At 58.7% G+C, this 24,043-nt stretch carries 24 protein-coding genes and 1 riboswitch; of the genes, 17 read left to right on the top strand and 7 right to left on the bottom strand.

Going from position 1 to position 24,043, the window contains the following annotated elements; all coding sequences use genetic code 11:
- Nucleotides 1-156: 156 nt before the first annotated feature.
- Together murI and HEP89_RS18170 are read right to left on the bottom strand one after the other, a co-directional pair.
- Nucleotides 157-951 (bottom strand): glutamate racemase, encoded by a 795-nt coding sequence (gene murI / locus HEP89_RS18175; RefSeq protein WP_168692685.1) that lies wholly within the window; start codon nucleotides 949-951, stop codon nucleotides 157-159.
- A 9-nt stretch (nucleotides 952-960) separates the two neighbouring features.
- Nucleotides 961-1,773, bottom strand: a complete 813-nt coding sequence (locus HEP89_RS18170; protein WP_023000834.1) for an RNA methyltransferase — start codon at nucleotides 1,771-1,773, stop codon at nucleotides 961-963.
- Nucleotides 1,774-2,331: 558 nt separating this feature from the next.
- On the opposite strand from HEP89_RS18170, the gene HEP89_RS18165 reads away from it, so the two are divergent.
- The 4 genes from HEP89_RS18165 (at nucleotide 2,332) to HEP89_RS18150 (ending at nucleotide 7,779) form a co-directional block, all read left to right on the top strand.
- A complete protein-coding gene (locus HEP89_RS18165; RefSeq protein WP_168692684.1) occupies nucleotides 2,332-2,610 on the top strand; it encodes a hypothetical protein in 279 nt (92 codons plus the stop codon).
- Nucleotides 2,607-4,478 (top strand): bifunctional diguanylate cyclase/phosphodiesterase, encoded by a 1,872-nt coding sequence (locus HEP89_RS18160; RefSeq protein ID WP_168692683.1) that lies wholly within the window; start codon nucleotides 2,607-2,609, stop codon nucleotides 4,476-4,478. The genes HEP89_RS18165 and HEP89_RS18160 overlap by 4 nt, the downstream gene beginning before the upstream one ends.
- A 312-nt stretch (nucleotides 4,479-4,790) precedes the next feature.
- Nucleotides 4,791-7,016 (top strand): NADP-dependent isocitrate dehydrogenase, encoded by a 2,226-nt coding sequence (locus tag HEP89_RS18155; protein ID WP_353608219.1) that lies wholly within the window; start codon nucleotides 4,791-4,793, stop codon nucleotides 7,014-7,016.
- A gap of 76 nt (nucleotides 7,017-7,092) precedes the next feature.
- Nucleotides 7,093-7,779, top strand: a complete 687-nt coding sequence (locus HEP89_RS18150) for a hypothetical protein (protein ID WP_168692682.1) — start codon at nucleotides 7,093-7,095, stop codon at nucleotides 7,777-7,779.
- A gap of 188 nt (nucleotides 7,780-7,967) precedes the next feature.
- Here the strand turns inward: HEP89_RS18150 and HEP89_RS18145 are convergent, their stop codons facing one another.
- Nucleotides 7,968-8,789: an alpha/beta hydrolase gene (locus HEP89_RS18145; RefSeq protein WP_168692746.1), complete on the bottom strand. Its 822-nt coding sequence runs from the start codon at nucleotides 8,787-8,789 to the stop codon at nucleotides 7,968-7,970.
- A gap of 248 nt (nucleotides 8,790-9,037) precedes the next feature.
- On the opposite strand from HEP89_RS18145, the gene HEP89_RS18140 reads away from it, so the two are divergent.
- Together HEP89_RS18140 and HEP89_RS18135 are read left to right on the top strand one after the other, a co-directional pair.
- Nucleotides 9,038-9,538, top strand: a complete 501-nt coding sequence (locus HEP89_RS18140; RefSeq protein WP_062488348.1) for a MarR family transcriptional regulator — start codon at nucleotides 9,038-9,040, stop codon at nucleotides 9,536-9,538.
- On the top strand, nucleotides 9,535-10,251 hold the full coding sequence (locus HEP89_RS18135) for an HAD family hydrolase (RefSeq protein WP_077292512.1): 717 nt from the start codon (nucleotides 9,535-9,537) through the stop codon (nucleotides 10,249-10,251). The genes HEP89_RS18140 and HEP89_RS18135 overlap by 4 nt, the downstream gene beginning before the upstream one ends.
- A 6-nt stretch (nucleotides 10,252-10,257) precedes the next feature.
- Here HEP89_RS18135 and HEP89_RS18130 read toward each other — a convergent pair whose 3' ends face one another.
- On the bottom strand, nucleotides 10,258-11,205 hold the full coding sequence (locus tag HEP89_RS18130) for an AraC family transcriptional regulator (RefSeq protein ID WP_077292511.1): 948 nt from the start codon (nucleotides 11,203-11,205) through the stop codon (nucleotides 10,258-10,260).
- Nucleotides 11,206-11,388: 183 nt separating this feature from the next.
- Between HEP89_RS18130 and HEP89_RS18125 the strand changes: the two genes are divergently transcribed.
- On the top strand, nucleotides 11,389-11,760 hold the full coding sequence (locus HEP89_RS18125; protein ID WP_023000824.1) for a hypothetical protein: 372 nt from the start codon (nucleotides 11,389-11,391) through the stop codon (nucleotides 11,758-11,760).
- Between the two features lie 182 nt (nucleotides 11,761-11,942).
- On the top strand, nucleotides 11,943-12,428 hold the full coding sequence (locus HEP89_RS18120; protein WP_075283922.1) for a YHS domain-containing (seleno)protein: 486 nt from the start codon (nucleotides 11,943-11,945) through the stop codon (nucleotides 12,426-12,428).
- A gap of 90 nt (nucleotides 12,429-12,518) precedes the next feature.
- Here the strand turns inward: HEP89_RS18120 and HEP89_RS18115 are convergent, their stop codons facing one another.
- Nucleotides 12,519-13,196, bottom strand: coding sequence for an energy-coupling factor ABC transporter permease (locus HEP89_RS18115; protein ID WP_023000822.1), 678 nt, complete (start codon nucleotides 13,194-13,196; stop codon nucleotides 12,519-12,521).
- Nucleotides 13,197-13,249: 53 nt separating this feature from the next.
- A riboswitch (cobalamin riboswitch) is annotated at nucleotides 13,250-13,461 on the bottom strand.
- 324 nt (nucleotides 13,462-13,785) lie between these two features.
- Between HEP89_RS18115 and HEP89_RS18110 the strand changes: the two genes are divergently transcribed.
- Both HEP89_RS18110 and aroQ read left to right on the top strand, forming a co-directional pair.
- Nucleotides 13,786-14,019: a hypothetical protein gene (locus HEP89_RS18110; RefSeq protein WP_023000821.1), complete on the top strand. Its 234-nt coding sequence runs from the start codon at nucleotides 13,786-13,788 to the stop codon at nucleotides 14,017-14,019.
- 50 nt (nucleotides 14,020-14,069) lie between these two features.
- Nucleotides 14,070-14,594, top strand: coding sequence for a gamma subclass chorismate mutase AroQ (gene aroQ, locus HEP89_RS18105; protein WP_168692681.1), 525 nt, complete (start codon nucleotides 14,070-14,072; stop codon nucleotides 14,592-14,594).
- A 35-nt stretch (nucleotides 14,595-14,629) separates the two neighbouring features.
- Here aroQ and HEP89_RS18100 read toward each other — a convergent pair whose 3' ends face one another.
- Nucleotides 14,630-16,732 carry an EAL domain-containing protein gene (locus tag HEP89_RS18100; RefSeq protein ID WP_168692680.1) on the bottom strand — a complete coding sequence of 701 codons (2,103 nt, stop codon included), beginning with the start codon at nucleotides 16,730-16,732 and terminating at the stop codon, nucleotides 14,630-14,632.
- A gap of 491 nt (nucleotides 16,733-17,223) precedes the next feature.
- On the opposite strand from HEP89_RS18100, the gene HEP89_RS18095 reads away from it, so the two are divergent.
- Nucleotides 17,224-17,379, top strand: a complete 156-nt coding sequence (locus HEP89_RS18095; protein ID WP_168692679.1) for a hypothetical protein — start codon at nucleotides 17,224-17,226, stop codon at nucleotides 17,377-17,379.
- A 94-nt stretch (nucleotides 17,380-17,473) separates the two neighbouring features.
- A complete protein-coding gene (locus HEP89_RS18090; protein ID WP_168692678.1) occupies nucleotides 17,474-18,274 on the top strand; it encodes a class I SAM-dependent methyltransferase in 801 nt (266 codons plus the stop codon).
- Nucleotides 18,275-18,283: 9 nt separating this feature from the next.
- On the opposite strand, the gene HEP89_RS18085 is transcribed toward HEP89_RS18090, so the two are convergent.
- Complete coding sequence (locus HEP89_RS18085; protein WP_168692677.1) at nucleotides 18,284-19,705, bottom strand: MFS transporter; 1,422 nt, start codon at nucleotides 19,703-19,705, stop codon at nucleotides 18,284-18,286.
- Nucleotides 19,706-19,836: 131 nt separating this feature from the next.
- Here HEP89_RS18085 and HEP89_RS18080 point away from each other — a divergent pair, with 131 nt between their 5' ends.
- From HEP89_RS18080 to HEP89_RS18060, 5 genes are all read left to right on the top strand, one after another.
- The gene (locus HEP89_RS18080) at nucleotides 19,837-20,277 is read left to right on the top strand and encodes an Rrf2 family transcriptional regulator (RefSeq protein WP_168692676.1); all 441 of its coding nucleotides are present in this window, start codon (nucleotides 19,837-19,839) and stop codon (nucleotides 20,275-20,277) included.
- A gap of 223 nt (nucleotides 20,278-20,500) precedes the next feature.
- Nucleotides 20,501-21,718 (top strand): NADP-dependent isocitrate dehydrogenase, encoded by a 1,218-nt coding sequence (locus HEP89_RS18075; protein WP_168692675.1) that lies wholly within the window; start codon nucleotides 20,501-20,503, stop codon nucleotides 21,716-21,718.
- 142 nt (nucleotides 21,719-21,860) lie between these two features.
- The gene (locus HEP89_RS18070) at nucleotides 21,861-22,469 is read left to right on the top strand and encodes an ABC transporter ATP-binding protein (RefSeq protein WP_168692674.1); all 609 of its coding nucleotides are present in this window, start codon (nucleotides 21,861-21,863) and stop codon (nucleotides 22,467-22,469) included.
- On the top strand, nucleotides 22,466-23,272 hold the full coding sequence (locus HEP89_RS18065) for an ABC transporter permease (protein ID WP_168692673.1): 807 nt from the start codon (nucleotides 22,466-22,468) through the stop codon (nucleotides 23,270-23,272). Before HEP89_RS18070 ends, HEP89_RS18065 begins: the two co-directional genes overlap by 4 nt.
- The gene (locus HEP89_RS18060; protein WP_168692672.1) at nucleotides 23,269-23,901 is read left to right on the top strand and encodes a glutathione S-transferase family protein; all 633 of its coding nucleotides are present in this window, start codon (nucleotides 23,269-23,271) and stop codon (nucleotides 23,899-23,901) included. The genes HEP89_RS18065 and HEP89_RS18060 overlap by 4 nt, the downstream gene beginning before the upstream one ends.
- Nucleotides 23,902-24,043 lie beyond the last annotated feature (142 nt).

Below are 24,043 nucleotides of genomic sequence, written 5' to 3'. Positions count from 1 at the left end.
GGGAACACGTTGCACGTTCTCACCTGACCGGCGGGACACGGCTCTGAGCGCACCTCTCATAGGAGGGCACGTTCGGGATGATGCCTTGCGCTGCTCTGTGGCTCGATCCGGGCGACCGATGGCCAGGGAAAAAGGCCCGTGCGACTACGCTGCCAATCAGTCCAGTACCAGGCCAAACCCGGCCAACAGCCGTGACACCCCCGCATCCTTCGTACCGGAGGTGAAGACAGCCCGATCTGGCAGATGGCGGGAAGGTTCACTTGCAGCCCCCTCCCCAAGAACTCGGACCAACTGGCGGGCGATGGCTTCCGCCGGATCCAGCCAGTCGACCGGCCAGGGAGCAATCCTGCGGAAACGGTTGGCAAGAAACGGATAGTGGGTGCAGGCCAGCACGACGATGTCGGTCCGCTTGCCGTCCTGTTCCAGGAAACAGTCAGAGATTTCCGGCAGAAGGTCTGCGTCGGAGACGGTGTCGCCACGCAGATGTTTTTCGGCAAGTTCCGCCAGCTTGTCCGATCCGACAAGCCGGACATGGCACTGGCTGGCAAAACTCTCGATCAGGCTTCGTGTGTAGGTTCTGCGCACCGTGCCAGGCGTTGCCAGGACCGAGATCAGCCCGGATGAAGTGCGCTCCGCCGCCGGCTTGATTGCCGGAACAGTGCCGACAAAAGGCACGTCTGGATGTCTCTCTCGCAAGGCGTCCCCAGCGAGTGTGAAGGCTGTATTGCAGGCGATCACCACCGCCTTGGGGCCATGTTCGGCAATCAGATCGTCGAAAAGGGATACGATCCGTTCTTTCAATTCCGCTTCCGGCCAGCGGCCGATGGGAAAGGCCGCATCGTCGGCGACATAAAGGAGCGGCTCATAAGGCAGCAGATATCGCGCTTCGCGCAGCACCGTGAGCCCGCCAAGACCTGAATCGAAAAAGAGTACCGGCCCCGAACCCTGCAAGATCTGCCTCTATTCTTCGCTGCCTGAACCTGATCTGTCCTTGCGCGGTCGCGTTTCCCGTTTTTCCAGCGAGGCCACGACACCGCGCAGCGCGCGCACTTCCTGGTCGGTCAACTCGGCCTTCTGGAAGATGTTGCGCAGCGTGCGCACCATATGCGGCCGCCGCTCTGGCGGACGGAAGAAGGTAGCCTTGTCGAGTGCCCCTTCCAGGTGCTCGAAGAAACGCAGCACTTCGTCCTTCTTCGCCGGTGGATGCACTTCTTCCGACAGGATAAAGGGCAATGCACCGGACGTCGCGGTCTTGCGCCATTCATAGGCACACACCAGCACGGCCTGCGCAATGTTCAGCGAGGCAAAATCCGGATCGACAGGCAGCGTGACGATCTCGTCGGCGAGAGCCACTTCCTCATTGTTGAGACCCCAGCGCTCTCGGCCGAACAGATAACCGGTCGCGGCGCCCTGTTCTCCAAGTTCGACGGATTTTTTGGCAGCTTCATCCGGCCCCCGCACAGGCTTGGGCACTTCGCGCGAGCGGGCCGTGGTGGCGAAGACGAATTGCAGATCGGCAATAGCCGCCTCGACACTGTCGAAAACCTGCACCTTGTCGATGACGTGATCCGCCCGGCTTGCCGCGGCTCTTGCCTTCTCACTCGGCCAACCGTCGCGCGGATTGACAATCCGCAGATCCACCAGACCGAAATTCGCCATCGCCCTTGCCGCCGTGCCGATGTTCTCGCCAAGCTGCGGCTCGCAAAGGATCACCGCCGGCGGCTTGGCCGTCACGGCGCGGGCTTCGTCTCTGATGTGTGCATTCTTGCTCATGAAGCGGGGATTTAGCGGAAGCAACGTCGGATGAAAAGACCGAAAGGCCTGCACCGCAGCTGCGGTCGGCCTCATTCCTCCGATAAATGCGATGATTTTTGAGGTCCGTCTGCGTTCCGTGCATCTTGGCCTTGTCAGACGCATCTCCGCCACTGCTCGGAAGGTCTCTCGTTTTCCGAGGGGAAGCCGGTTCGCCGGCACCACAATCTGGCAGCCGGAAAGCGTCAAAGCCTGAGATTGAAACATGTGCGTGTGGGTGACCCAACGCTTTCCCAAGGCCGGGAAGTCCAGACATCCCGAAATCACGCGATTACCCCTAAGATTAAACAACACTGCAAATATTACCCAGGGACACAACCATCTTATTGTTAATATTTGAGATAAATTGCAGGAAAGATACAACCTCAACTTTACACACCCTCAATAAGTGCATGGGATACTGCTTTTCACGCTTCAATTAGGGTGTATTTCGTGCGGAAATCAGCAATCCTCTTCCGGACTTATTGTCCAGCAGTTTCAATGCTTTGCGTTGCCGTGCTGTTCAGTGCGGGACTGCTTGTGACAAAGAACGCCGGTGCGGTGGGACTGCAGGCAGTGGCTGTATTTCCGCCCTGGTTTTCTGAACGACAAAGCTTCACTTCGATAGCGCTTACCGGAGCCCCCATCGCAGCACCCGGACCTTTCGACTGGATGGTGGTTGCCATTCCGCAATCCGCGCAACAGTCGCAAAGTCTGAAATCTTCCAACGCACTTTTTCTGCTCAATGCCGAATTTGCACGGTTGTGCGGGATCGACCAGCACGGCCCCAGACTATCGGAGGCACGACCGGTCGAATGAAACCTTCGTTTTTGAATAATTTCTGGGTCGATGTTTCGGCACTGAATGTGCAGCGGCTTCGCCAGGCAGTGAGCTGGATTCTCGTCTGGTACTTCTGGCTGGCTGCAGCAATAGCCGTTATCGCATCTTATCTTACCGGCGGCTCAGTGCTTTTTGTTGCCCTTCCTCTGGCCCTGATCGGTGCCGTTACGACAGCAACCGTCATGGCCGACGCGTCGGCCTTGCGCACGCGGCTGATCGTGACTGTCGCGATCAATTCCACATGGATGTTCGGTCTCTACGTCGCCTCCGACATCCACAATGGCGAGTATATGCTTGAAGTGCATATGCTTTATTTCATCAATACGTCGATCATCATTGCCTACGTCTGCTGGCGATCGGTGCTGATGACCACTGTTGCCGCCCTTGTCCATCATTCGGTGCTGACGCTCCTCCACCCGGAACTTGTCTGGCCTTCCTCCAGTTATTCCTGGTGGCATCTGATGAACCACTACATCCTGGGAACGATCAATTGCCTGGGCGGCATCTATATTGCCGCTTCACTCAAGAGATTTCTCGACCACATGGAAAGCGCAAGGCTTGAAGCGCACCATCGCTCGATCCACGACGATCTGACCGGCCTGCTGAACCGCCGCGGACTTCGCCACGCCATCGGAAAGTTGCACCAGGACGACGGCACCCTGCCCGACATGACCCTGTTCCAGATCGACCTGGACGGTTTCAAGAACATCAACGACACAGTCGGCCATGCAGCCGGCGACAAGCTGCTTGTGCTGGTGGGGGAAAGACTGAATGCGATTGCTCCCGTCAACTCGATCATCGCTCGTATTGGTGGCGATGAATTCGTGGTGGCGTCTCCTGCGATCGGCGCAGACCAGCAAAGCGATTTTCTTGAGGGACTGAAAAGCTGGATGCAACGTCCCCATGTCGTCTCGAAAACCAAGCTTCGCGTGGGCGCCTCGGTTGGCGTAACCCATTCCAGCATAAGCGGCGGCAAGCTCGACAGCATGATGGTCGACGCGGACATAGCGCTTTACGAGGCCAAGAAGGCCGGGAAGAACAGGGCCGTGATGTTCAATCCGGGCCTGAAGAAAGATGCGCAGCATCTGATGAAAACCGCCGAAGCGGTCCTCTACGGGTTGGAGAACGACGAGTTCGAGCCCTATTTCCAGACCCAGCATGACACCCGGACAGGTGCTGTTGTGGGGATTGAAGTGCTCGCCCGCTGGAACCATCCCAAGCGGGGCATTCTGGGTCCCGCCGCTTTCCTGGACGCGGTTCAGGAAGCGGGCAAGGCGGCTGCCTTCGACAGCCACATCATGTCGAAAGCAATCGATCTTATCCTGGCCCAGGAACGCACGGGGGTCGTTTTTCCGAAGGTGAGCTTCAACGTCAGCTACCAGAGGCTGGCCGAACCCGGACTTGCCGAATACATCCAGAACCTGCCGAAGGTCCGTGCCGAAATCGCATTCGAGCTGGTCGAGTCGGTCTTCTTCGATACGCTGTCGGACGATGAAGTCGAAACCGTCAACGCCCTGCGCAAGCTCGGCATTCGAATAGAAATCGACGATTTCGGCACCGGCCACGCATCGATTATCGCACTCACAAAGCTCAAACCCGATCTTCTGAAGATCGACCGGGCCCTGATTTCTCCGCTGTCCAGCAATCCGGAGCAGTTCAAGCTGATCAAGACAATCGTCGACATGGCACACGGGCTCGGCATCGAAGCCCTTGCCGAAGGAGTCGAAACGGAAGACACGATCAACAAGCTGCGCATGCTCGGTGTAAACTACGTTCAAGGATATGCCTTCAGCAAACCAATGAACATTGTCGACCTGCAAGGCTTCCTCGTTCGCAAGTCAGCCTGACGCGGGCGGTCCTTTCCTTCAGCCTAATGGATATTCCGATCCCGATCGGAAAGCTTCGGCAGATCGCCCATAACTGCCGGCCAACCTCCGCCGGAACGCCGGTCTGCCCGTTGAAAATCAGGCCATGGCCGATGCCGCTCCCTCCACTCCTGATTGCCTTTTCCAACGGCTTTGCTAGAACACCTGCGGACTTCACACCCTTCGCCTTCCGGAGGGCTTTCAATTGATTGCGTACAATTGTATACGCATGTCGAAATTCATCGGGAGCGGTCCCGCACCACTCCTTTGACCAATGTTCGAACGCTAGGAAATGTGACTGTCATGGCCGACATTATCTACACCAAGGTCGACGAAGCACCGGAACTGGCCAGCGCCTCGTTCCTGCCGATCATCCGCTCCTTCACCAAGGCAGCCGGTTTGACCGTCGGTACCAAGGATATCTCCCTCGCAGGCCGTATCCTGGCGAACTTCCCCGAGTATCTGACGGACGCACAGAAGCAGTCCGACGATCTCGCCGTCCTCGGCGAAATGGTCAAGCAGCCGGACGCCAATGTCATCAAGCTGCCGAACATCTCGGCATCGCAGCCCCAGCTCAACGCCGCCATCAAGGAACTTCAGGCCCAGGGTTACAAGCTGCCTGAGTATCCGTCCGAGCCGAAGACGGACGAGGAAAAGACCGTCAAGGCCAAGTATGACGCGATCAAGGGTTCTGCCGTGAACCCGGTGCTGCGCGAAGGCAACTCTGACCGCCGCGCGCCGAAAGCAGTCAAGGAATACGCCAAGAAGAACCCTCACCGCATGGGTGAATGGCTGCCGTCTTCCAAGACCCACGTCGCCACCATGGGTGAAAACGACTTCTTCTCCAACGAAAAGTCGGTAACCGTTTCTGCCGGCTCCGCGGGCAAGGCCAAGATCGAATTCGTCGGCAAGGACGGAACTGCAACGGTTCTCAAGGGCGACTTTGCCCTGGACGAAGGCGACGTCGTCGACGGCACCTACATGAGCGCCAAGGCGCTGTTCGCGTTCCTGGAAAAGGAAATCCAGGATGCCAAGGACATGGGTATCCTGTTCTCGCTGCACATGAAGGCAACCATGATGAAGGTCTCCGACCCGATCATCTTCGGTTACTGTGTGCGGGCGTTCCTGAAGGACGTCTTCGACAAGCACGCCGCAACCTTTGCCGAGCTCGGCGTCAATCCGGACCTCGGCATCGGTGATCTGGAAGCCAAGGTCGCCACGCTGCCGGCCGACAAGGCCGCCGAGATCAATTCCGACATCAAGGCCGCTCTCGACAACGGCCCGGCCATGTACATGGTAAACTCCGACAAGGGCATCACCAACCTGCATGTCTCTTCCGACGTCATCATCGACGCCTCCATGCCGGCCCTGATCCGCGCAGGCGGCAAGGGCTGGGGTCCGGACGGCAAGGAAGGCGACGCCAAGTGCGTGATCCCGGACAGCTCCTATGCCGGCGTCTACTCCGCCGTGATCGACTTCTGCCGCGAAAACGGCGCGCTCGATCCGGCCAAGATGGGCACCGTGCCGAACGTCGGACTGATGGCCCAGAAGGCCGAGGAATACGGCTCGCATCCGCAGACCTTCAAGGCTCCGGCTGACGGCACCATCCGCATCGTCGACGCTGCCGGCAACACCCTGATCGAACATGCCGTCGAAGAAGGCGACATCTGGCGCGCATGCCGCACCAAGGACGCCCCGATCCGCGACTGGGTCAAGCTCGGTGTCACCCGCGCTCGTCTGTCCGGCATGCCGGGTGTCTTCTGGCTGGACAAGACCCGCGCTCATGACGCGGAACTGATCAAGAAGGTGGAAGCCTATCTGCCGGAACACGACACTTCCGGTCTCGACCTGCAGATCATGGCTCCGGCCGATGCGGCGAAATATTCCACCGAGCGTATCGCCCGCGGTGAAGACACGATCTCCATCACCGGCAACGTGCTGCGTGACTACCTGACCGACCTCTACCCGATCCTGGAAGTCGGAACCTCGGCAAAGATGCTGTCCATCGTTCCGCTGATGAACGGTGGCGGTCTTTTCGAAACCGGCGCAGGCGGCTCCGCTCCCAAGCACGTTCAGCAGCTGATGGAAGAGAACTACCTGCGCTGGGACAGCCTGGGCGAGTTCTGTGCCCTCGGTGCATCGCTGGAACACCTGGCCAACGTCAAGGGCAACGACAAGGCACAGGTTCTGGCGGACGCGCTTGACAAGGCCGTCGAGAAGCTGCTCGACAACGACAAGTCCCCGTCCCGCAAGGTCGGTGGCCTGGACAACCGCGGCAGCCACTTCTACGTCGCGCTTTACTGGGCACAAGCACTGGCCGCACAGGACAAGGACGCCGAGCTGAAGGCGCATTTCGCACCGATCGCCGAAGCGCTCTCTGCCAAGGAAGATGCGATTGTTGCCGAGCTCAACGGCGTTCAGGGTTCACCCGCCGACACCGGTGGCTACTACCATGCCCCGCAGGAAAAGGTGAACGCCGTCATGCGTCCGAGCGCAACGCTCAACGCCATTATCGGTTGATTTGCAAATACACCCTTGGGTAGAAGTAGGGCGGCTCCGGCCGCCCTCTTTTTTTGCGCCAGGGAGCTCATTTCAAATGGTCCTTCAAAACGAAAACCATCAGCCGGTTGTCCGGAATGGAGCCGGGGAAGAGTTCACGCTCTTTTCGGCGACAAACGACCCTCAATCCGCCAAATGGTGGCCGGACACGAGCTTTCTGGTGCATGCGCTCAGCGATGGCGATTTTTCGACCCTGCGCGGCGCCATACAGCTCATGGACGATGAGCACGAACCAGTCTTTCTGACCGGGCCAGGCAGCGTCACGAACGAACTTTATGCCCGCCTGGAACACCTCGGCTACATGAGGACCACGGAAAAGCCCCTGCCCGAAGAAATGCAGGGGCTTGTGGTCGAGCGCGGGCTGACCGACTACGGCAAGGAACATATCGCCGACTTTGTAATCGCCCAGCGCATCCAGATGGAAGAGCTGGATGGCAGCAGGGAAACGCTGGAAGACTTCTGCACGAAATTCGACAATCTGCGGGAGCATCACACGGGTTTCCCGCTCGAGGCGCTGCACACGTTCCGGATGTTCTTTTCCGATCCACGCTACGATTTCGATCTGGACCAGTCTTCGAACTATCTTTTCCGCCTCTACAAGATGTTCGGCATTGTGGAGATCTCCGACGAAGGTGTCGCACGCGCGAGCCGTTTCGGCTCCATGAATGTGCCGTTTCTCTTCGATCTGCTTCTCAACGAGCGTGGGGCAACAGTCAGACACTAGCCCGGAAAAGCGCTATTGCCTGGGTGCAGGAGATCCCCGGGGCTCATGACGATCGGTTGCCTTTGTTGGCCTTCCCGAGCCGCAGATCCGGGTCCGGTTATTTGTTGCGCTCCGTGCGGGGAGACGATTTGAGGCTGGCAACGAAAAAGGGCGGCTCACCGAGCCGCCCGTTTTTTTACCGACGCCGCTTATCCGCGGATAAATGCCAGAACGTCGTTGTTGAACTCCTCGGCCTGCAATTGTGCAAGACCGTGACCGCCGCCAGCATAGATCTTCAAGGTGGCATCGTCGACGATTTCCGCCGCCCGGTGGGCAGAAGCCTTGATGGGCACGATCTGGTCGTCGTCGCCATGCACGATCAGCGTCGGCACCTTGATGGCCTTCAGGTCACCGGTGTAGTCGACTTCCGAGAACTCGCGGATACAGTCGTACTGACCCTTGATGCCGCCGGCCATGCCCTGCAGCCAGAAGCTTTCCTGCAGACCCTCGTTGGTGTCGACCCCATCACGATTGAAACCATAGAATGGCACCGACAGGTCCCTGAAGAACTGCGACCGGTTGTAGGCGGTTCCCTGGCGAATACCGTCGAACACTTCCATCGGCGTGCCGTCCGGATTGTCTGCCGTTTTCAGCATCAGCGGCGGCACAGCACCGACGAGAACGACTTTGGCGACCCGGTCATTGCCATGCCGGCCAACATAATGGGCAACCTCGCCACCACCGGTGGAATGACCGATCAGGATCACGTTCTTCAAATCCAGATGCTCGATCAGTTCGGCCAGATTGTCGGCGTAGCGGTCCATGTTGTTGCCATCCCAGGGCTGGCTGGAGCGGCCGTGGCCGCGGCGGTCATGGGCAATCACCCGAAAACCGTTCTGGCCGAAAAACAGCATTTGCGCGTCCCAGGCATCAGCCGACAGCGGCCAGCCGTGGGAGAAGACGATCGGCTGACCCTGCCCCCAGTCCTTGTAGAAAAGCTCTGCACCATCGGATGTCGTGAAAGTCGTCATTTTCAGATTCTCCTGTTCAAGCAGTTGTTTTGCGGCACCGAACTTCGGTGCCATCACCAGACCGAGCCCAAGGACACCGCCGCCAATCAGCGCCTGGCGACGGTTGACCTGCGGCCCAACGATCTTGTTTCCCATGGGATGATCTTCATTTAACTCGTGCACGATTTAATCGTGTGCGATGTATATGTATCGGCAAGTTCGCTCTGTCAACGCTTGCCAAGAAAAAAAATGCTGCTTAGGAACGTTTCATGTCAGAACGCACTGAAAACAAAGGCGCCTCGAAGCCCTTGAAGAACGCCGGCCCGGACGCCTTGGGCGGAGATCTCGACGATTTTCTCTGTTTTGCCGTCTATGAGGCCAATCTGGCCTTCAATCACCTTTACCGGTCTTTGCTGGAAGAGCTCGGCCTCACCTATCCGCAGTATCTGGTGATGACCCTGCTTTGGCGCAGAAACGAGAGAACGGTCAAGGATATCGGCGACGCGCTCAGCCTGGAATACAACACGCTGACACCGATGATTAAGCGCCTGGAAGCAATGGAGCTTGTCTCCCGCGTCCGCGATCTGGAAGACCAGCGCGTCGTCAATGTCTGCCTGACAGCCAAGGGTAACGCGCTTCGGGAAAAGGCGGCTGCCGTGCCGCAATGTGTTGCCGAGGCATCCGGTCTTTCGGAACAGGCTTTCGAGGATTTGAAATCCGCCCTCGACACATTGCGGTCCAACCTGAAATCCACGGGAGACCGGACTTGAACAACCTCACAGGCAACATCACCGCCATCCTGTTTGACAAGGACGGCACCCTGCTGGATTTCGACGCGACATGGGCACCGGCCTATCGCGAAACCTCGCTCCATGCAGCCAGAGGCGACCGCGCCCTGGCCGACAGGCTCCTGGAACAGACCGGCATGGATCTGGTGACCGGAAAGTCCGCGGCCGGGTCTCTGCTTGCAGCCGGCAACTCTGCGGAAATCGCGGCTGCCTGGATTGCCTGCGGTGCTGATTTTCAGGAAGGCCCGCTGACCGCAGACCTCGACCGGGTGTTCATCGGCTGCATGCATGATGCTGCGCCCCTTACTGGCATTCCGGAAGCTGTCGAGACCTTGAGCGGAACCGGGTTCACTTTGGGTGTTGCCAGCAGCGACAGCGAAGCGGCCATAAGGGCCTTTCTCGCCGGCACCGGGCTTGCGCCCCGATTTGCTTTCGTCACGGGTTACGACACAGGTTTTGGCCCGAAGCCGGAACCGGGCATGGTTCGCGGCTTTGCCGAGGCAACAGGTCTTGCACTGGACCGGATCGCCGTTATCGGTGACAACACGCATGATCTGGAAATGGCCCGTTCGGCGGGCGCCGGACTTTGTATCGGTGTCCTGACGGGCACAAGCGCGCGCCACGACCTGGAAACCCTGGCAGATGCCGTTCTGGAGAGCGTTGCCGATCTGCCGGCCTATCTGGCCGCCAACTGATTCAAATCAGGCCGGCACTGACGCGCCTTGCCGTCGCACCTGTCCGGGTGTCTGGTTGAATTGACGCTTGAAGGCCCGGTTGAAGGCGGCTTCCGAGCTGTAGCCGATATTTTCGGCAATATCGATCAGGGGCAGATCCGTCTCCCGAATGTCGCGCCGTGCCCGTTCCATGCGCCAGTGGGTGACATAGGCCAGCGGCGTCATGCCGACGAGGTTCGTAAACCTGTCTGCAAAAACCGTCCGGGACATGCCGGCTTCCCGGGCAAGGCTCTCCACCGTCCAGGGCTTTTCCGGCGCCAGATGGATCTTGGACATGCTGCGCCCAAGCTTCGGATTGAGCACCGCCGCCAGGCATCCGGCCCTGTCCCCCTCCCTGTCGACGAACGTTCGCACCACCTGGATGAAGATGATCTCCGTCAATCGGTGGATGATCGCCTCGGACCCCGGCTGCCCGGCGCGCACCTCGCTGGCAACAAAACGCATCACTGCTTCCAGCCAGAAGGCGTTCATCGTCTGTGTGTTGGGCAGATGAATGACCGATGGCAAGGCATCGAGCAGCGGATGTACCGAGCCTTCCTCGAATTCGAAATGGCCACAGAACAGTTTGCAGGCCAGTTCCTCGTCCGGACCGCCGTAATAGAGCGCACCTTCCCCCGTATAACCGGATTGCCGCACGACCTCGTCCACTTCGGCGGCGGGACGGCCCGGTTCATCACTCAGGATATGAGCGGCCCCGTGCGGAATGACGGCCAGGTCACCGGTCGCAAGGCGGATCGGCTTGTCAACACCGTCCACCGCCAGCCAGCAGCCACCACGCATTGCCATGTGAAACCTCGCGACATTGCCGAAAGCCGGCACCCGCACGGCCCAGGGCGGCGAAAAGCAGGTATGGAAATAGACGGATCCCCGTAGCTTCAAGGCATCCAGGATCTGGGTCAGGGCGTCATGTTTCATGAAAGGCCGGTTCCGGTTGAAGTCTCATTCCCGCATTTTTGCCTCAACACCGCAAAGCGCAAGGCTCCCGGACGATTGGTCAATTTTCAGGGACTTTCGTGCATGGATGGAACCGAAGTCGACCAACATCTTTGGGCTCGTGGGCAATCCGCCCGCAGGAAACCAACCTGGAGCACCTGAAAGATGTCTGTTCGCTTCGTCACCAAGACCATGCACGCCTATCTCGATTATCCCGTCGCGATCGGCCTTATTGCCCTGCCCGTATTCCTTGATCTCGGCCAATCCAACCCGATCGCCTTCTGGCTATCCTTCCTGACAGGCTTTGCGGCCCTGGCCCTGACGATCCTGACGGATCACCAGACCGGCATCATCCGCATTCTGCCCTATTCGGTTCATCTGGCGGTCGATTTTGCCGTCGGCATCGTGTTCCTGGCAGCTCCCTTCGCACTCGGCTTCACCGGCCTCGACTTCGCCTATTACCTGGTCAACGCCATTGCCGTTCTGACAGTGGTCAGCCTTGCCAAACCGCAGGAAACGGTTGCACAGGCCGCTTGACAGCCCCCGTCAACGCACAATGACACCGGCCCTCACGCCGGTGTCTTTTTTTGAACTGCAATCCGGACGATCTGCAAATCCTCGGGAACTTACGAACATGGAGACGCCTGAGCTTCGGACGCAAGGTAGAGGCACCGGAGCAAATCCGGCCTTCAACCTTCATACCCTTTCAGGAGTAGAACATGTCCTTGATGAAATCCGCCATTGCCGCAACGCTGCTGTCTCTTGCCGCTCTCTCTGCCCCGGCAATGGCCGCGGACGAATACAACACCTCCAGCGGCCTGACGGCCGCCGGCAGCCCGCTCGGTCTTCATGGTGTCGATCCCGTGGCCTTTGTCAGCCTGGGCAACCGGATTGACGGAACCGCGCAATATACGGCCGTCCACGACGGTGTTGCCTATTACTTCGCATCCCAGGAAGCCATGGATGCCTTCACCGCGCATCCGGATCAGTACCTGCCGCAAAACGGCGGCTTCTGCACCTTCGGTGTTTCAGTCGGCAAGAAGTTCGACGGCGATCCGCAGTTCGCAGCTGTTGTGGACGGCAAGCTTTATCTGTTCCTGAACGAGGCCATCTTCCGCGAGTTCCAGAAAGACCAGTCCGGCACGATCACCAAGGCGGAAGCCAACTGGAAGAAGATCCGCTCCACCGAGGCAACGAAGCTCTGATTGTTCGTTGTCAAGGCGTCGGAACGACAAACAAAAAGGGCGGCCCCAGGGCCGCCCTTCGTCACTTGATTTCGGCAAAAGCCCGAAGACTTAAGCCGCGTTGTGCAGCCGATTTTCGAAAGCAAGGTTCCGGGTCAGCGGCGCCAGGGTCTTGGCAGCGGCCAGAACAGCCAGGTCAGCCAGCGGCTCGCCCAGGATCACCAGCATATAGGCAAAGCCGAAGGAACCGACGGAAGCCATGTTCTCGGCACCGAAGCCCTGGCCGTAGAATGCCCAGAAAGCAACCCAGCCAACGATACCAGCCTGGAACGTGGTGGAAAGAGCCAGTGCCTGAACGTAGGAAACGTCAACATAGGCGGTCTTTTCCGGAATGATGCGGTTTGCCAGCATGCTGACAGCCCACAGCGGCACGAGCAGCGTGGTGACGTTGATGCCGTACTGCGGCAGGTCGAAAGGAGCAACCAGCGTCCCCTGGAGCAGAAGGCCTGCAGCGAGGCCGATTGCTGCCGGACCAGCGCCGAACATCAGGAACAGGGTGGAGCCCAGGATAAAGTGCACTTCGGAAACACCGACCGGGTAATGCGGCAGGATTTCGAAGAAGCAGAATACGGCAACCGTCGTGATGACGGAACGGACGGCAAGGCTGAGCACGCCGCTTTTGCGGATTGTGTCGAGAGCCATTTTGCCCAGAAGGCCGAAGGAAGCAGCCGCGGTGCCGTAGCTGAGTACGATTTTGGCACCGTCGACGATGCCCGGTTCGATATGCATGTCATTTCTCCTTTGCGCACCCTCCGTGCGCGAGCAGATGGTGTGAACCGGCCCCGATGGGACCGCTGGATGGCAGGTTTCCTGGCTCGCGAGTCTCTGCGCTGCCCGCCTTCCCGGATCGCTCCAGTGGCTTGAAGGGCTTTGCTCGTCGCATACAGTTGCGGGGGCAGCCACGGTATTGGTCCCTGTTGGGTACGCCTCACCGTGTTCCCATTTCATCCGCCCTTACGCTTGTTCGGGCGAAACCATCGCATCGTCTAGATTTGCAAGGATTGGCGATATTCTGCAAGCGAATTTTCGCCATATTCGGTCTGAATGCGACATTGCACCGAAATTTTGCCGCCTGAAGACCGCCACCGAAATCAGCCGGATCAGCATCACCGACAAGCTTCAGATCTCAAAACACTTCTTCAGGAAATTGCGTCAGCCACCTGAAAATTCTGAACTTTGCAGAATCCAATCAAAGATGAAAATCAAAACCTTTGTTTATTAAACTTTTCTGTATTTAGGGTAATTGTGATTTTTACTTGCAGAAACCCTAACGAAAGATAACCTCACTCGAATACAAAGCACATCATGAGAGTTTGCAATGCCCTTTACCAAATTGGGAACGCTTATCGCTGGTGTCGTCTTTTTCCTTGGCTGCATTCAGCTGGCACTTCTGGCCGGCGTTACTCTTGGAGCAGTCACTGAACCAAGACCGGGTTTTTTCCTTGGCAATCTGACACGCGAACAGGCGCTCGACAGCGGACTATTGAAGATCATGGCCGCCGTCGCATTCGGCGTGATCACCGAGATTAGTCGCTCGGTTGAAAAGAAGTAGACCACAACCAAAGACTTGCCGCAGGCGGTGACCTGTGAAAGTCTTCGACCATGTTGAAATCGATCCCCCTGACCGCTCTTGCGGTATCTCTTCTTGCTTCCACCGTCACTCCTGGCTGGGCGGCACCTGACAAGCTTTTCGGCGCCATCAACGAACGTCTGTCGTTCATGCAGTCGGTTGCAGCCTGGAAAGCGGATAACGACAAACCTGTCGAGGATCTGCCGAGGGAAAAGGTGGTGCTGGATGCTGCCCGCGAAAAGGCAGTCGAAAACGGCCTGTCGGCTGACAATGTCACCTTGTTTTTCCAGGCGCAGATCGATGCGGCCAAGGACATTCAAACCTGCTGGATCGAACGCTGGGAGAGCGGTGAAGCTCGTCCGCAGAACGTACCCGACCTGATCAAGGATGTCCGTCCGGAGCTGTTGCGCCTCGGCAACGAGATCCTGACGCTACTCGCAGAAAGCCCCGTCGAAGCCTCTGACCAGCAGGCCTTCACGGAGGCGCTGACCGTGGAATGCCTGTCCGACGGTTCGAAGAGCGCTCTGTTTGAAGGTCTGGTCGACGTACACGACTAGACACATACGGCCATCAGGACATCCCTCATCGGAGTTCAGGAGGCTGCCTGCCTCCAGGGCTCGGCCGCATTCGCCTCTTCTTCCCGCTTCATGACCATTCGCGAGAACTCGCCGAACGGCACTGCCGGGCTCCACAAGTAGCCCTGGCCGAGCGTCCCGCCCCACAGATTGATGTAATCCATCTGCAACTGGGTCTCGACCCCTTCGGAAACTGTGTTGAGATTGAGCTGCCTCGCCAGCATCAGGATCAGCTCGACGATGGTCCGTCGATCCTCGCAATTGGCAATGTCCATGATGAAGGACCGGTCGATCTTCAGCGTGTCGAACGGCATGCTTGCGAGACTGTGCAGCGAGGAATAGCCGGTGCCGAAGTCGTCGATTGCAAATTTGACGCCTTCTTTCTTGATCGGCAGGATCTGATCCAGAAGGTTCTGCGAATAGTCGACAAGACTCGATTCCGTCACTTCCAGTTCCAGCTTCTCCGTCGAGAACCCGCTCTCGCCAATGATCCCGAGCATTCTGCCGGTAAATCCCTTCGCCTGCAGCTGCGCCGGCGCAACGTTCACGGCGACAGATACATCGATATTCTGCCGGTGCAGGGATTTCATGTCGGAGAGCGCGGATGCCAGCACGAATTCTCCGATCGGAACGATCAGACCGCATTCTTCTGCCACGGGAATGAACTTGTAGGGCGGTACGGATCCGAGTTCGGCATCGTTCCAGCGCAGCAGCGCTTCTGAACCGACAATCTTGCCGGACGAAATGTCGACCTTCGGCTGGTAGTGAACGGATAGCGTGCGGTCTCTCAGCGCGCTTTGCAGCCTGTGCCGGATCTGTTCGCGCTCGGTCATCCGTTCGCGAATGATATCGTTGTAGGCGATCGACTGAGCCCTGCCGGCACCCTTTGCTTCATACATGGCCATGTTGGCGTTTCGCAGAACTTCCTCGGCCGTTGTACCGTGCTCCGGGTATCTCGCGATCCCCGCGCTGACGGTCAGCGAAAGGGAAAGCCGGCCAATTCTGTAGGCCCCACCCAGCCGCTCGACCATCGTTCTGGACAACTTGGCAAGCGTCTGCAGATCATCGACGCCGGGTAACAGTACGACGAATTCGTCGCCGGAAAACCGGGCAACGCAGGGGGGTTTTAACGTCAGTGGCTTGGCCAGCTCGTCGACCAGGACGGCCAACCGGTTGCCGACCAGCCGCAACAGCTTGTCGCCTACGGCATGTCCGTGCATGTCGTTGATCAGTTTGAAGCGGTCCAGTCCGATGTAAAGAACGCTGCCCGTTTCCTTGGGTCGCAGATCGATCAGCGTCATCGCGACATTGTCCAGCTTGGCCCTGTTGGGCAAACCGGTAATGCGATCGGTGTAGGCGAGTTCCTCGATCCGCAGAATATTCTCGCGCAGCTTGACCATCATTCCGCGGAACGCGGTTTGCAGGTCACCCACCTCGCCTGGTGCATCAGTTTCCAGATTGCAGTCGAGGTAACCGGCTGCGGCCTCATTCGCTGCCTGCGTGACGCGGCTGACACCTGCCGTCGCCCGGTACATCAGGGCAGCAATCACCGGAACGAAGGCAAGAAGAAGAACCGCCAGGATCAACACCACCTGAACAATCTTTTCCCTCAGAACGCCCGCAAGCTCGTGCTTCGAAATGCGCACCAGCACAGACCCCACCACTTCCCCGCTGCGGGAAACCGGCAGGATGTATTCGATCGTGTCGACGGTTTCCGAATACTGAGCCTTGCCCGACTGCGCGACATTCAGGGCGCCTTCATTGAACTGCACGGCACTCGAAGGTTCTGCGGAGGTAAAATCGCTGGCGAACTCCTGACCGAAACGGCTATAGGCCTTGGCTGCGATAATGTATTTGTCGCCCGCAATCGCATTCAAAAGCCGCTCGACTTCACCATAGTTCTTGTTGGCGATTTCGCGCGCCGCGATATTGGTGACAAACAGCGCCTTGTCGTGAGCAGTCCGAGCAAGGCGTTCCTCGATCTTGTCCGTCTGGGTCAGATAATCGATGCCGATCAGAACCAGCGAAAAAGCCAGCAATCCGAACACGCCATAAAGCGTTGCCCGCACAAAGACGCGCTTGAACAGCGCGTTTCCTCTTGATCGAACGGTTTCGAGCACGAAACAAGCCCTTTCGGTCCATTGCGTTGCGCGGGTCGAAGTGCGACCCGATACCAGCAGTGTTTCGGCAGCCGCCTCAACAAATTCTGAACCTGAAAGAGGAAACACGACCCTATTCTGGAACTATTGAACCTACGAGCATCTATTTCTTTCACACCGGCCAAATTGCTCGTCAAATTTTCCTAGGCACTACTGAATTCACGAGAAACCCTGTCCGCGTAGAATTACCAAGCCTGACCGGCATCTACGGAAGATTTGAATCGATCACACTCTCAACTTGGCCCGATTTCTGTACCGAAACGTGCGATTTTCAACCAACACCCCAAATCGACGCGCGTCTGAGCAGCTTCTGAACATACTGTTCTTGACGTTGTCGGTTCGTGGGCAATTTTCGTGGTTTGTTGTCGAGCAAGGGCAACTATAAATAGTTTTTGCTTTACCGGGACAGGATTCGACATATTGGCAAGGGCGCAGTGCAGGCGCAGCCCTACGTGGACACCTGGATTGCAGAAGCCCAGCTGCCGCGCGGTGAACCTGGTGCGGCCTTCAATCGCCAGATCGAAGTGCGCCGGTTCGCCGGCCGGTCAGGATCTGACCTGCAGCTCTCGAATGTCCTGCCCCATCTCATCAGTTTTCTCGCGATTTAGGTCCGGCGCTAGATAGATTGCCGTTGTCCAAATTCACTTTCAAAGGCACTATTTTCGTATCTGGAATATCAATCCTGGGCGGGAGGCCAAGGACATGTCCGGCAATGCGAAACACGATTCCTGGAGTGCAGGTCGCAGTTACGATCACTACATGGGCAGATGGAGCCGATTGATCGCAAGAGAGTTCGTGTCCTGGCTCAACGCGCCTGCTGATGCAGACTGGGCGGACATAGGGAGCGGCACCGGAGTCTTGACCGAAACCATACTCGATATGGCCAAGCCAAAATCGGTTGTCGGTCTCGATCTTTCGGAAGGCTTCGTGATGCATGCGCGGGAAGCGATCACCGACGCGAGAGCCCGCTTTGAAGTCGGGTCTGCACAGGACCTGCCGCTTCCCGACAACTCCGTTGACGTATCAACGTCAGCCCTCGCGCTCAACTTCGTTCCGGACAAGCTGCAGGCACTTGCCGAGTTGCGTCGCATTACCCGCCCTGGCGGAACAATATCCTTCTATGTCTGGGACTACCCGGGAGGTGGCATGGGCTTCATTGACGCCTTCTGGAAAGCAGCCGCTTCAATCGACCCCGCAGCCGAAGAACTTGATGAGGCGCTTCGGTTTCCCTTTTGCACTCCGGACGGGCTCCGCCAACTTTGCACTGAAGCCCGGTTGCCGGGTGCCAGTGTTCACACCCTTGAAGTCGACACCGTGTTTCCGGGGATTGAAGAATTCTGGCATCCGTTCACGCTCGGGGCCGGGCCCGCACCCGGCTATTGCATGAACCTGCCACGGGAAAAACGTGATGAGCTGAAGGCAAAGCTCCAGGGTCAACTCGATACCGGCGGAGAAATCCGCTTGCCTGCACGCGCCTTTGCTGTCCGCTACCAGCAGCCGTGAACACGCAGTTCATCCAGAGCGGAATTTACAGGCAAGACCAACGGCAAGCACAGCAAGCGCGAAACACGAACTCGCCGGATAGAGCAACGCTGCAGCCGCAGCATCCCGGTACAGAGCCTCACTACGACCAACAGCCAGAACCTGGAAGAAGATCTGGCCCTGCACCGCGATACCAAGCGCCATGCCGATCTGCTGGAAGGCCTGGAGAACACCGGACCCCGCTCCGGCATCCGGTCCGGAAACCCGCGACAACACGAGCTGGAACAATGCTGGAATCATCGTTCCGGTACCAAGTCCGACAATCAGGAATGGCACCACCAGCAGGCTTGCCGATAGTCCATCGGAAACAAGCAGGCGCACCGCCACCAGACCGCAGAAGACCGCCAGCATGGCAAGGCTGATCCTTGCCGCCTGAAAGCGGGTTCCGAAGCGGCCTGTCATCGCGGACGCAAGGATGACACCAACCGGATGCGGCGCCAGGATGAGCCCGGCTGTCATGGGCGATAGTCCAAGGCCCGCCTGCAGGAAGAGCGCCATCATGAAGAACATGCCTGCAAGACCGGAAAAGAACAGCGCGACAAACGCGACGCCCGCAACAAAAACGCGGTCCCCTGTCAGAAGCACCGGCAGAAGCTGCGCCTGGCCGAGGCGAGCCTTCTGAACCTGCAGCCGGTAGAACAGGAAAGCCAGTACTGCGCTTAGCCCCATCAAGGCAAAACACCAGAACGGCCAGCCGAATTGCCTGCCTTCCACAAGCGGAAACACCAGCGCCAGCACCGCGAGGGCAAAAAGAAACGTTCCGGACCAATCCGGCATCACCCGGCTCTCGTTTTCGATATGCGGCAGAAAGCGAAGAGCGCCGGCCAGCGAGATCAACCCGACAGGCAGATTGATCAGGAAGATCGGCCGCCAGCCCAGCCCGAAGATATCGGCCGCCACAATTGCCCCGCCCACCAGCGGCCCCGCCACGGCCCCAAGTGCGCTGATGGAGCCGAACAGGCCGATGGCCTTGCCTTTTTCCTCTGCCGGAAAGATCACGTGAACAATGGCGAGTACCTGCGGCACCATCATCGCCGCGCAAAGCCCCTGCAGGCCGCGGGCGGTAATCAGGGTGCCTATATCGGGCGCCAGTCCGCATGCCAGGGAACTGGCGGTAAACCCGGCGACACCCCAGCGGAAGACCCGACCCCTGCCGACCACGTCTCCAAACCGGCCGAAAGGCAGCAAACCGGCGGCAAATGCCAGCACATAGACAACCAGCACCCATTCCAACTGGGTGTCCGTGGCGCCAAGTCCTTGGCGGATGGACGGCAGCGCCAGATTGACCACCGACACATCGAGAATATTCATGAACATGGCAAGGTAGAGCGCGGCGAGCGCGGCCCAGCGATTGCGCCTCTCCCTGGTCGCACCGTCAAACAAAAGGGACATTCAGAACTCCTGGCAAGGCGTGAACTCGATTTTGTTACTTATAAAGTTACATATTCACACACGTCAATCTCTTGTGCCTTGAATTGTCACGTAATCGAATCCGGCATAAGGTTTTCCAAACGGAGATTTCCATGCGAACCGACAGCCGATTGCCGCGCGTGCTTCACGTGCTCCTGCATCTGGACCAGACTGAAGACCCGGTGACGTCCGACCAGATCGGGAAGATGCTCAACACCAACCCTTCCCTGGTCCGGCGCACCATGGCGGGGCTGCGGGAAGCGGGTTTCGTCGGGGCCACCAAGGGTCATGGCGGCGGTTGGGTGCTGGCCAAGAGCCTGGACAGCATCTCGCTGGCCGAGGTCTATGCCGCCCTCGGCTCACCGCAGCTTTTTGCCGTCGGTCAATCCGCCGACGCCCCCACCTGCCTTTTGGAACAGGCCGCCAACCGGGCAACTTCAGCCGCGCTGAAGGCGGCACGCGAAACATTTCAGGAGAAGCTTGGGCAGGTCACGGTGGCCGATCTGGTACGGCCGCATGCGCAGGAAATCCGGGAGCATCAGGAAAAACTTTAGGTCCGAAATTTAGTCGCAAACCTTGGGCAATCTTCGGAGCACCTGTGAAGACATCCATTAAAGAACCTTCTTCGAGGCATGGTCCGGGGCAAACTGAACAGCCCCCTTGCCTCGCGGCGCAACATTGTATACAAGCGCACACAATAGAAATCAGGTACAACTCGCACCATTCAGATTTCCGTTTCACCGTCCCATTTTCCAGACCCGCGAGGCAATGCGTCCCATGGCAAAGATCAAAGTCGACAATCCGGTCGTCGAGCTCGACGGCGACGAGATGACCCGGATCATCTGGGCCTTTATCAAGGACAAGCTGATCCACCCCTATCTCGACATCGACCTGCTCTACTTCGATCTGTCGATCCAGAAACGCGACGAAACCGACGACCAGATCACGGTCGATGCGGCCAACGCCATCAAGGAACATGGCGTCGGCGTCAAATGCGCCACCATCACACCGGATGAAGCGCGGGTTGAGGAATTCGGCCTGAAGCGCATGTACCGTTCGCCCAACGGCACGATCCGCAACATCCTTGGCGGTGTCATCTTCCGTGAGCCGATCATCATGCAGAACGTGCCGCGCCTCGTGCCGGGCTGGACCCAGCCGATCATCGTCGGCCGCCATGCCTTTGGCGACCAGTATCGCGCCACCGACTTCCGCTTCCCCGGCAAGGGCAAGCTGACCATCACCTTCACCGGCGAAGACGGCCAGGTGATCGAACACGAAGTCTATGACGCGCCGTCCGCCGGCGTTGCCATGGCGATGTACAATCTCGACGACTCGATCCGCGATTTTGCCCGCGCTTCGCTGAACTACGCGCTCAACAGGAAGGTGCCCTGCTACCTCTCCACCAAGAACACGATCCTGAAAGCCTATGATGGCCGCTTCAAGGACCTGTTCCAGGAAATCTACGAAGCCGAATTCAAGGACCAGTACGCCGAAGCCGGCATCTGGTACGAACACCGGCTGATCGACGACATGGTCGCCTCCGCGCTGAAATGGTCGGGCGGTTACGTCTGGGCCTGCAAGAACTACGACGGTGACGTCCAGTCCGACACGGTTGCCCAGGGTTTCGGCTCGCTCGGCCTGATGACATCCGTCCTGATGACACCGGACGGCAAGACCGTGGAAGCGGAAGCAGCCCACGGCACGGTCACCCGCCACTATCGCCAGCACCAGAAGGGCGAGAGCACCTCGACCAACTCCATCGCCTCGATCTTCGCCTGGACCCGCGGGCTCGCGCACAGGGCCAAGCTCGACAACAATCAGGAGCTTGCCCGTTTCGCCCAGACGCTGGAAAAGGTCTGTATCGACACGGTGGAAGCCGGCTACATGACGAAGGACCTTGCCCTGCTCGTCGGTCCGGATCAGGCCTGGCTCACCACCACCGGCTTCCTGGACAAGATCGACGAGAACCTGGCCAAGGCCATGGCCGCCCACTAAAGCTTGGCCTGCGAAGGCCGAAGGAGCGACACCGCGGACATTGTCCGCGGTGTTTTGCTTTTCGGCCCAACAACAACCTGCCGATTGTCCCTCTTCCCGGCCCGCGCTAGGCTCACCTGGCCGGTAGCCAGAGGAGAGGACGGTGTTGACGATCCGCGAATTGAAGACGCCTCTGATCGGCCCCCTGGACCTTGCCTTGCAGGCGGGTGAAACCGTTGCGATTTCAGGACCCTCCGGCGCAGGCAAATCCCTGTTTCTCAGAGCAATTGCCGATCTCGATGAAAGCACCGGCCATGTTGCCCTGGATGGCACGGAGCGCGAATCCATACCGGCTCCTGAATGGCGCCGAAAGGTGGCTTACGTGCCTGCCGAAAGCGGCTGGTGGGCGGACCGTGTTCAGGATCATTTCGCCGAAACTTCCGACCTTCCCAACCTGCTGCACCAGGTTGGTCTTGCCGATGCACTTGCCTGGGAGGTCACTCGGCTTTCCACCGGTGAGCGCCAACGCCTTGCTCTTGTGCGCGCTCTCCAGACAGCACCGCAGGTTCTTCTCCTGGATGAACCCACCTCCGCGTTGGACCCCCCTTCCGTTGACCTGGTCGAAACTCTCCTGAAACACCAGCTTGCTGCCAATCGCGCTCTTCTGATCGTCACGCACGACCCCGGCCAGCCCGAACGACTCGGAGCACGACGGCTTGTCATGGACAAAGGCCAGCTGAAGGCAGGTGCTGGCCAGGGAGCGCCCGCGTGACCGGTTATCTCGCCCTCACCTATTGGGACCTCGTGGCTGCCTCGGTGTTCCTGCTATTGAACGCGGTTTTTTCGATCGTGCTTGATCTCGGCCTCACCCGCACGCTCATCATCTCGGCCTTGAGAATGAGCGTACAGCTGATCCTGGTTGGGCTTGTCCTCAAGGCAATCTTCTTTGCCGGATCCTTGTTGTGGACACTGCTGGCTGCTGCAGTGATGCTGGCTTTTGCAGGGCGCGAAATCTGGGCGCGGCAGGACCGTCGCCTGGCTGGCCTCTGGGGCCCGGGGCTGGGCGTTGCCGTCATGCTGGTCGCAGGCACCCTCGTCACGATCTACGCCCTGGCAGGGCTCATCCGCCCCGACCCGGTCTGGATGCCGCAATATGCACTGCCGCTTTTCGGCATGGTGCTCGGCAACACCATGACCGGGGTCAGCCTCGGCCTTGATACGCTTCACACGTCCCTTGCCCGCGGGCGGCGCGATGTGGAAGCCCAGTTGCTGCTGGGGCGCACCCGCTGGGAAGCGACACGCCCCTTCTCCCGTCAGGCACTGCGGTCAGGTTTCACGCCGATCATCAACGCCATGGCGGCAACAGGCGTCGTGTCATTGCCCGGAATGATGACAGGGCAGATCCTGTCCGGGGTCGATCCGCGCGAAGCAGTCAAATACCAGCTCATGATCATGTTTCTGCTTGGCGGCGCTACCGGCCTAGGTGTCCTTGCCGCTACCTTCGCCAGTGTGTGGCGCCTGACCGACAACCGTGACAGGCTGCGTCTCGACCGTTTGAACGGAGGGTCTCGATGATTGAACTTTATGGTGCGGACTATTCGGTGTATGTGCGCTCGGCCCGAATGGCACTTATCGAAAAAGGGATCGCCTACGAGCTTGTCCCGATCGATGTGTTTGCCCCGGGTGGACCGCCGGAAAGCTATCTTGAGCTGCAGCCTTTCGGCAAGATCCCCACACTGAAGCATGGCGACTTCACCCTGTTCGAAACAGCGGCCATCCTGCGTTACATCGACGAAGCCTTCGACGGACCTCCGCTTCAGCCAGCCTCTCCGCAACCGCGGGCGCGCATGGCTCAGCTTCTCTCCATACTCGACAATTACGCCTACAAGACCCTCGTCTGGGACATCTTCGTCGAACGGGTGTCAAAGCCCTCTGGCGGCGCCCCCGCAGATGAAGTCAAGATTGCCTCGGCGCTCGGCCGGGCAAGAACGATCGTCAAAACACTGGAAGCGCTTGTGACGGAAGGTCCGTTCCTGATGGGGGATCAGCTCACCCTCGCCGACTGCCATGCGGCCCCGATGCTTGCTCTCTTCGAGCTGTCAGAAGAAGGTCAGCTGCTGCTGCGTTCGGCGCCGAAGCTGTGCTCATGGCTGCAGATGTTCAAGGAACGCGACAGTTTCAGAAAAACCGGATTGTCTGGTTGAGCGCGATTACGCGTCAGGCCTTTATCTTTTCCGCAGGTCAGAAACACTGCAAACATGTTAGTCTTTTGCCGTTCCACGACGCCCGTTGCTCCATTTATCTTCAGGCAGGCGCAACATTGAATCATTTTATGAAGAAAGGGAT

Source organism: Labrenzia sp. 5N (genome assembly GCF_012395805.1).
Classification (GTDB): Bacteria; Pseudomonadota; Alphaproteobacteria; order Rhizobiales; family Stappiaceae; genus Roseibium; species Roseibium algicola.
This window is presented reverse-complemented; position numbering and strand designations above follow the sequence as displayed.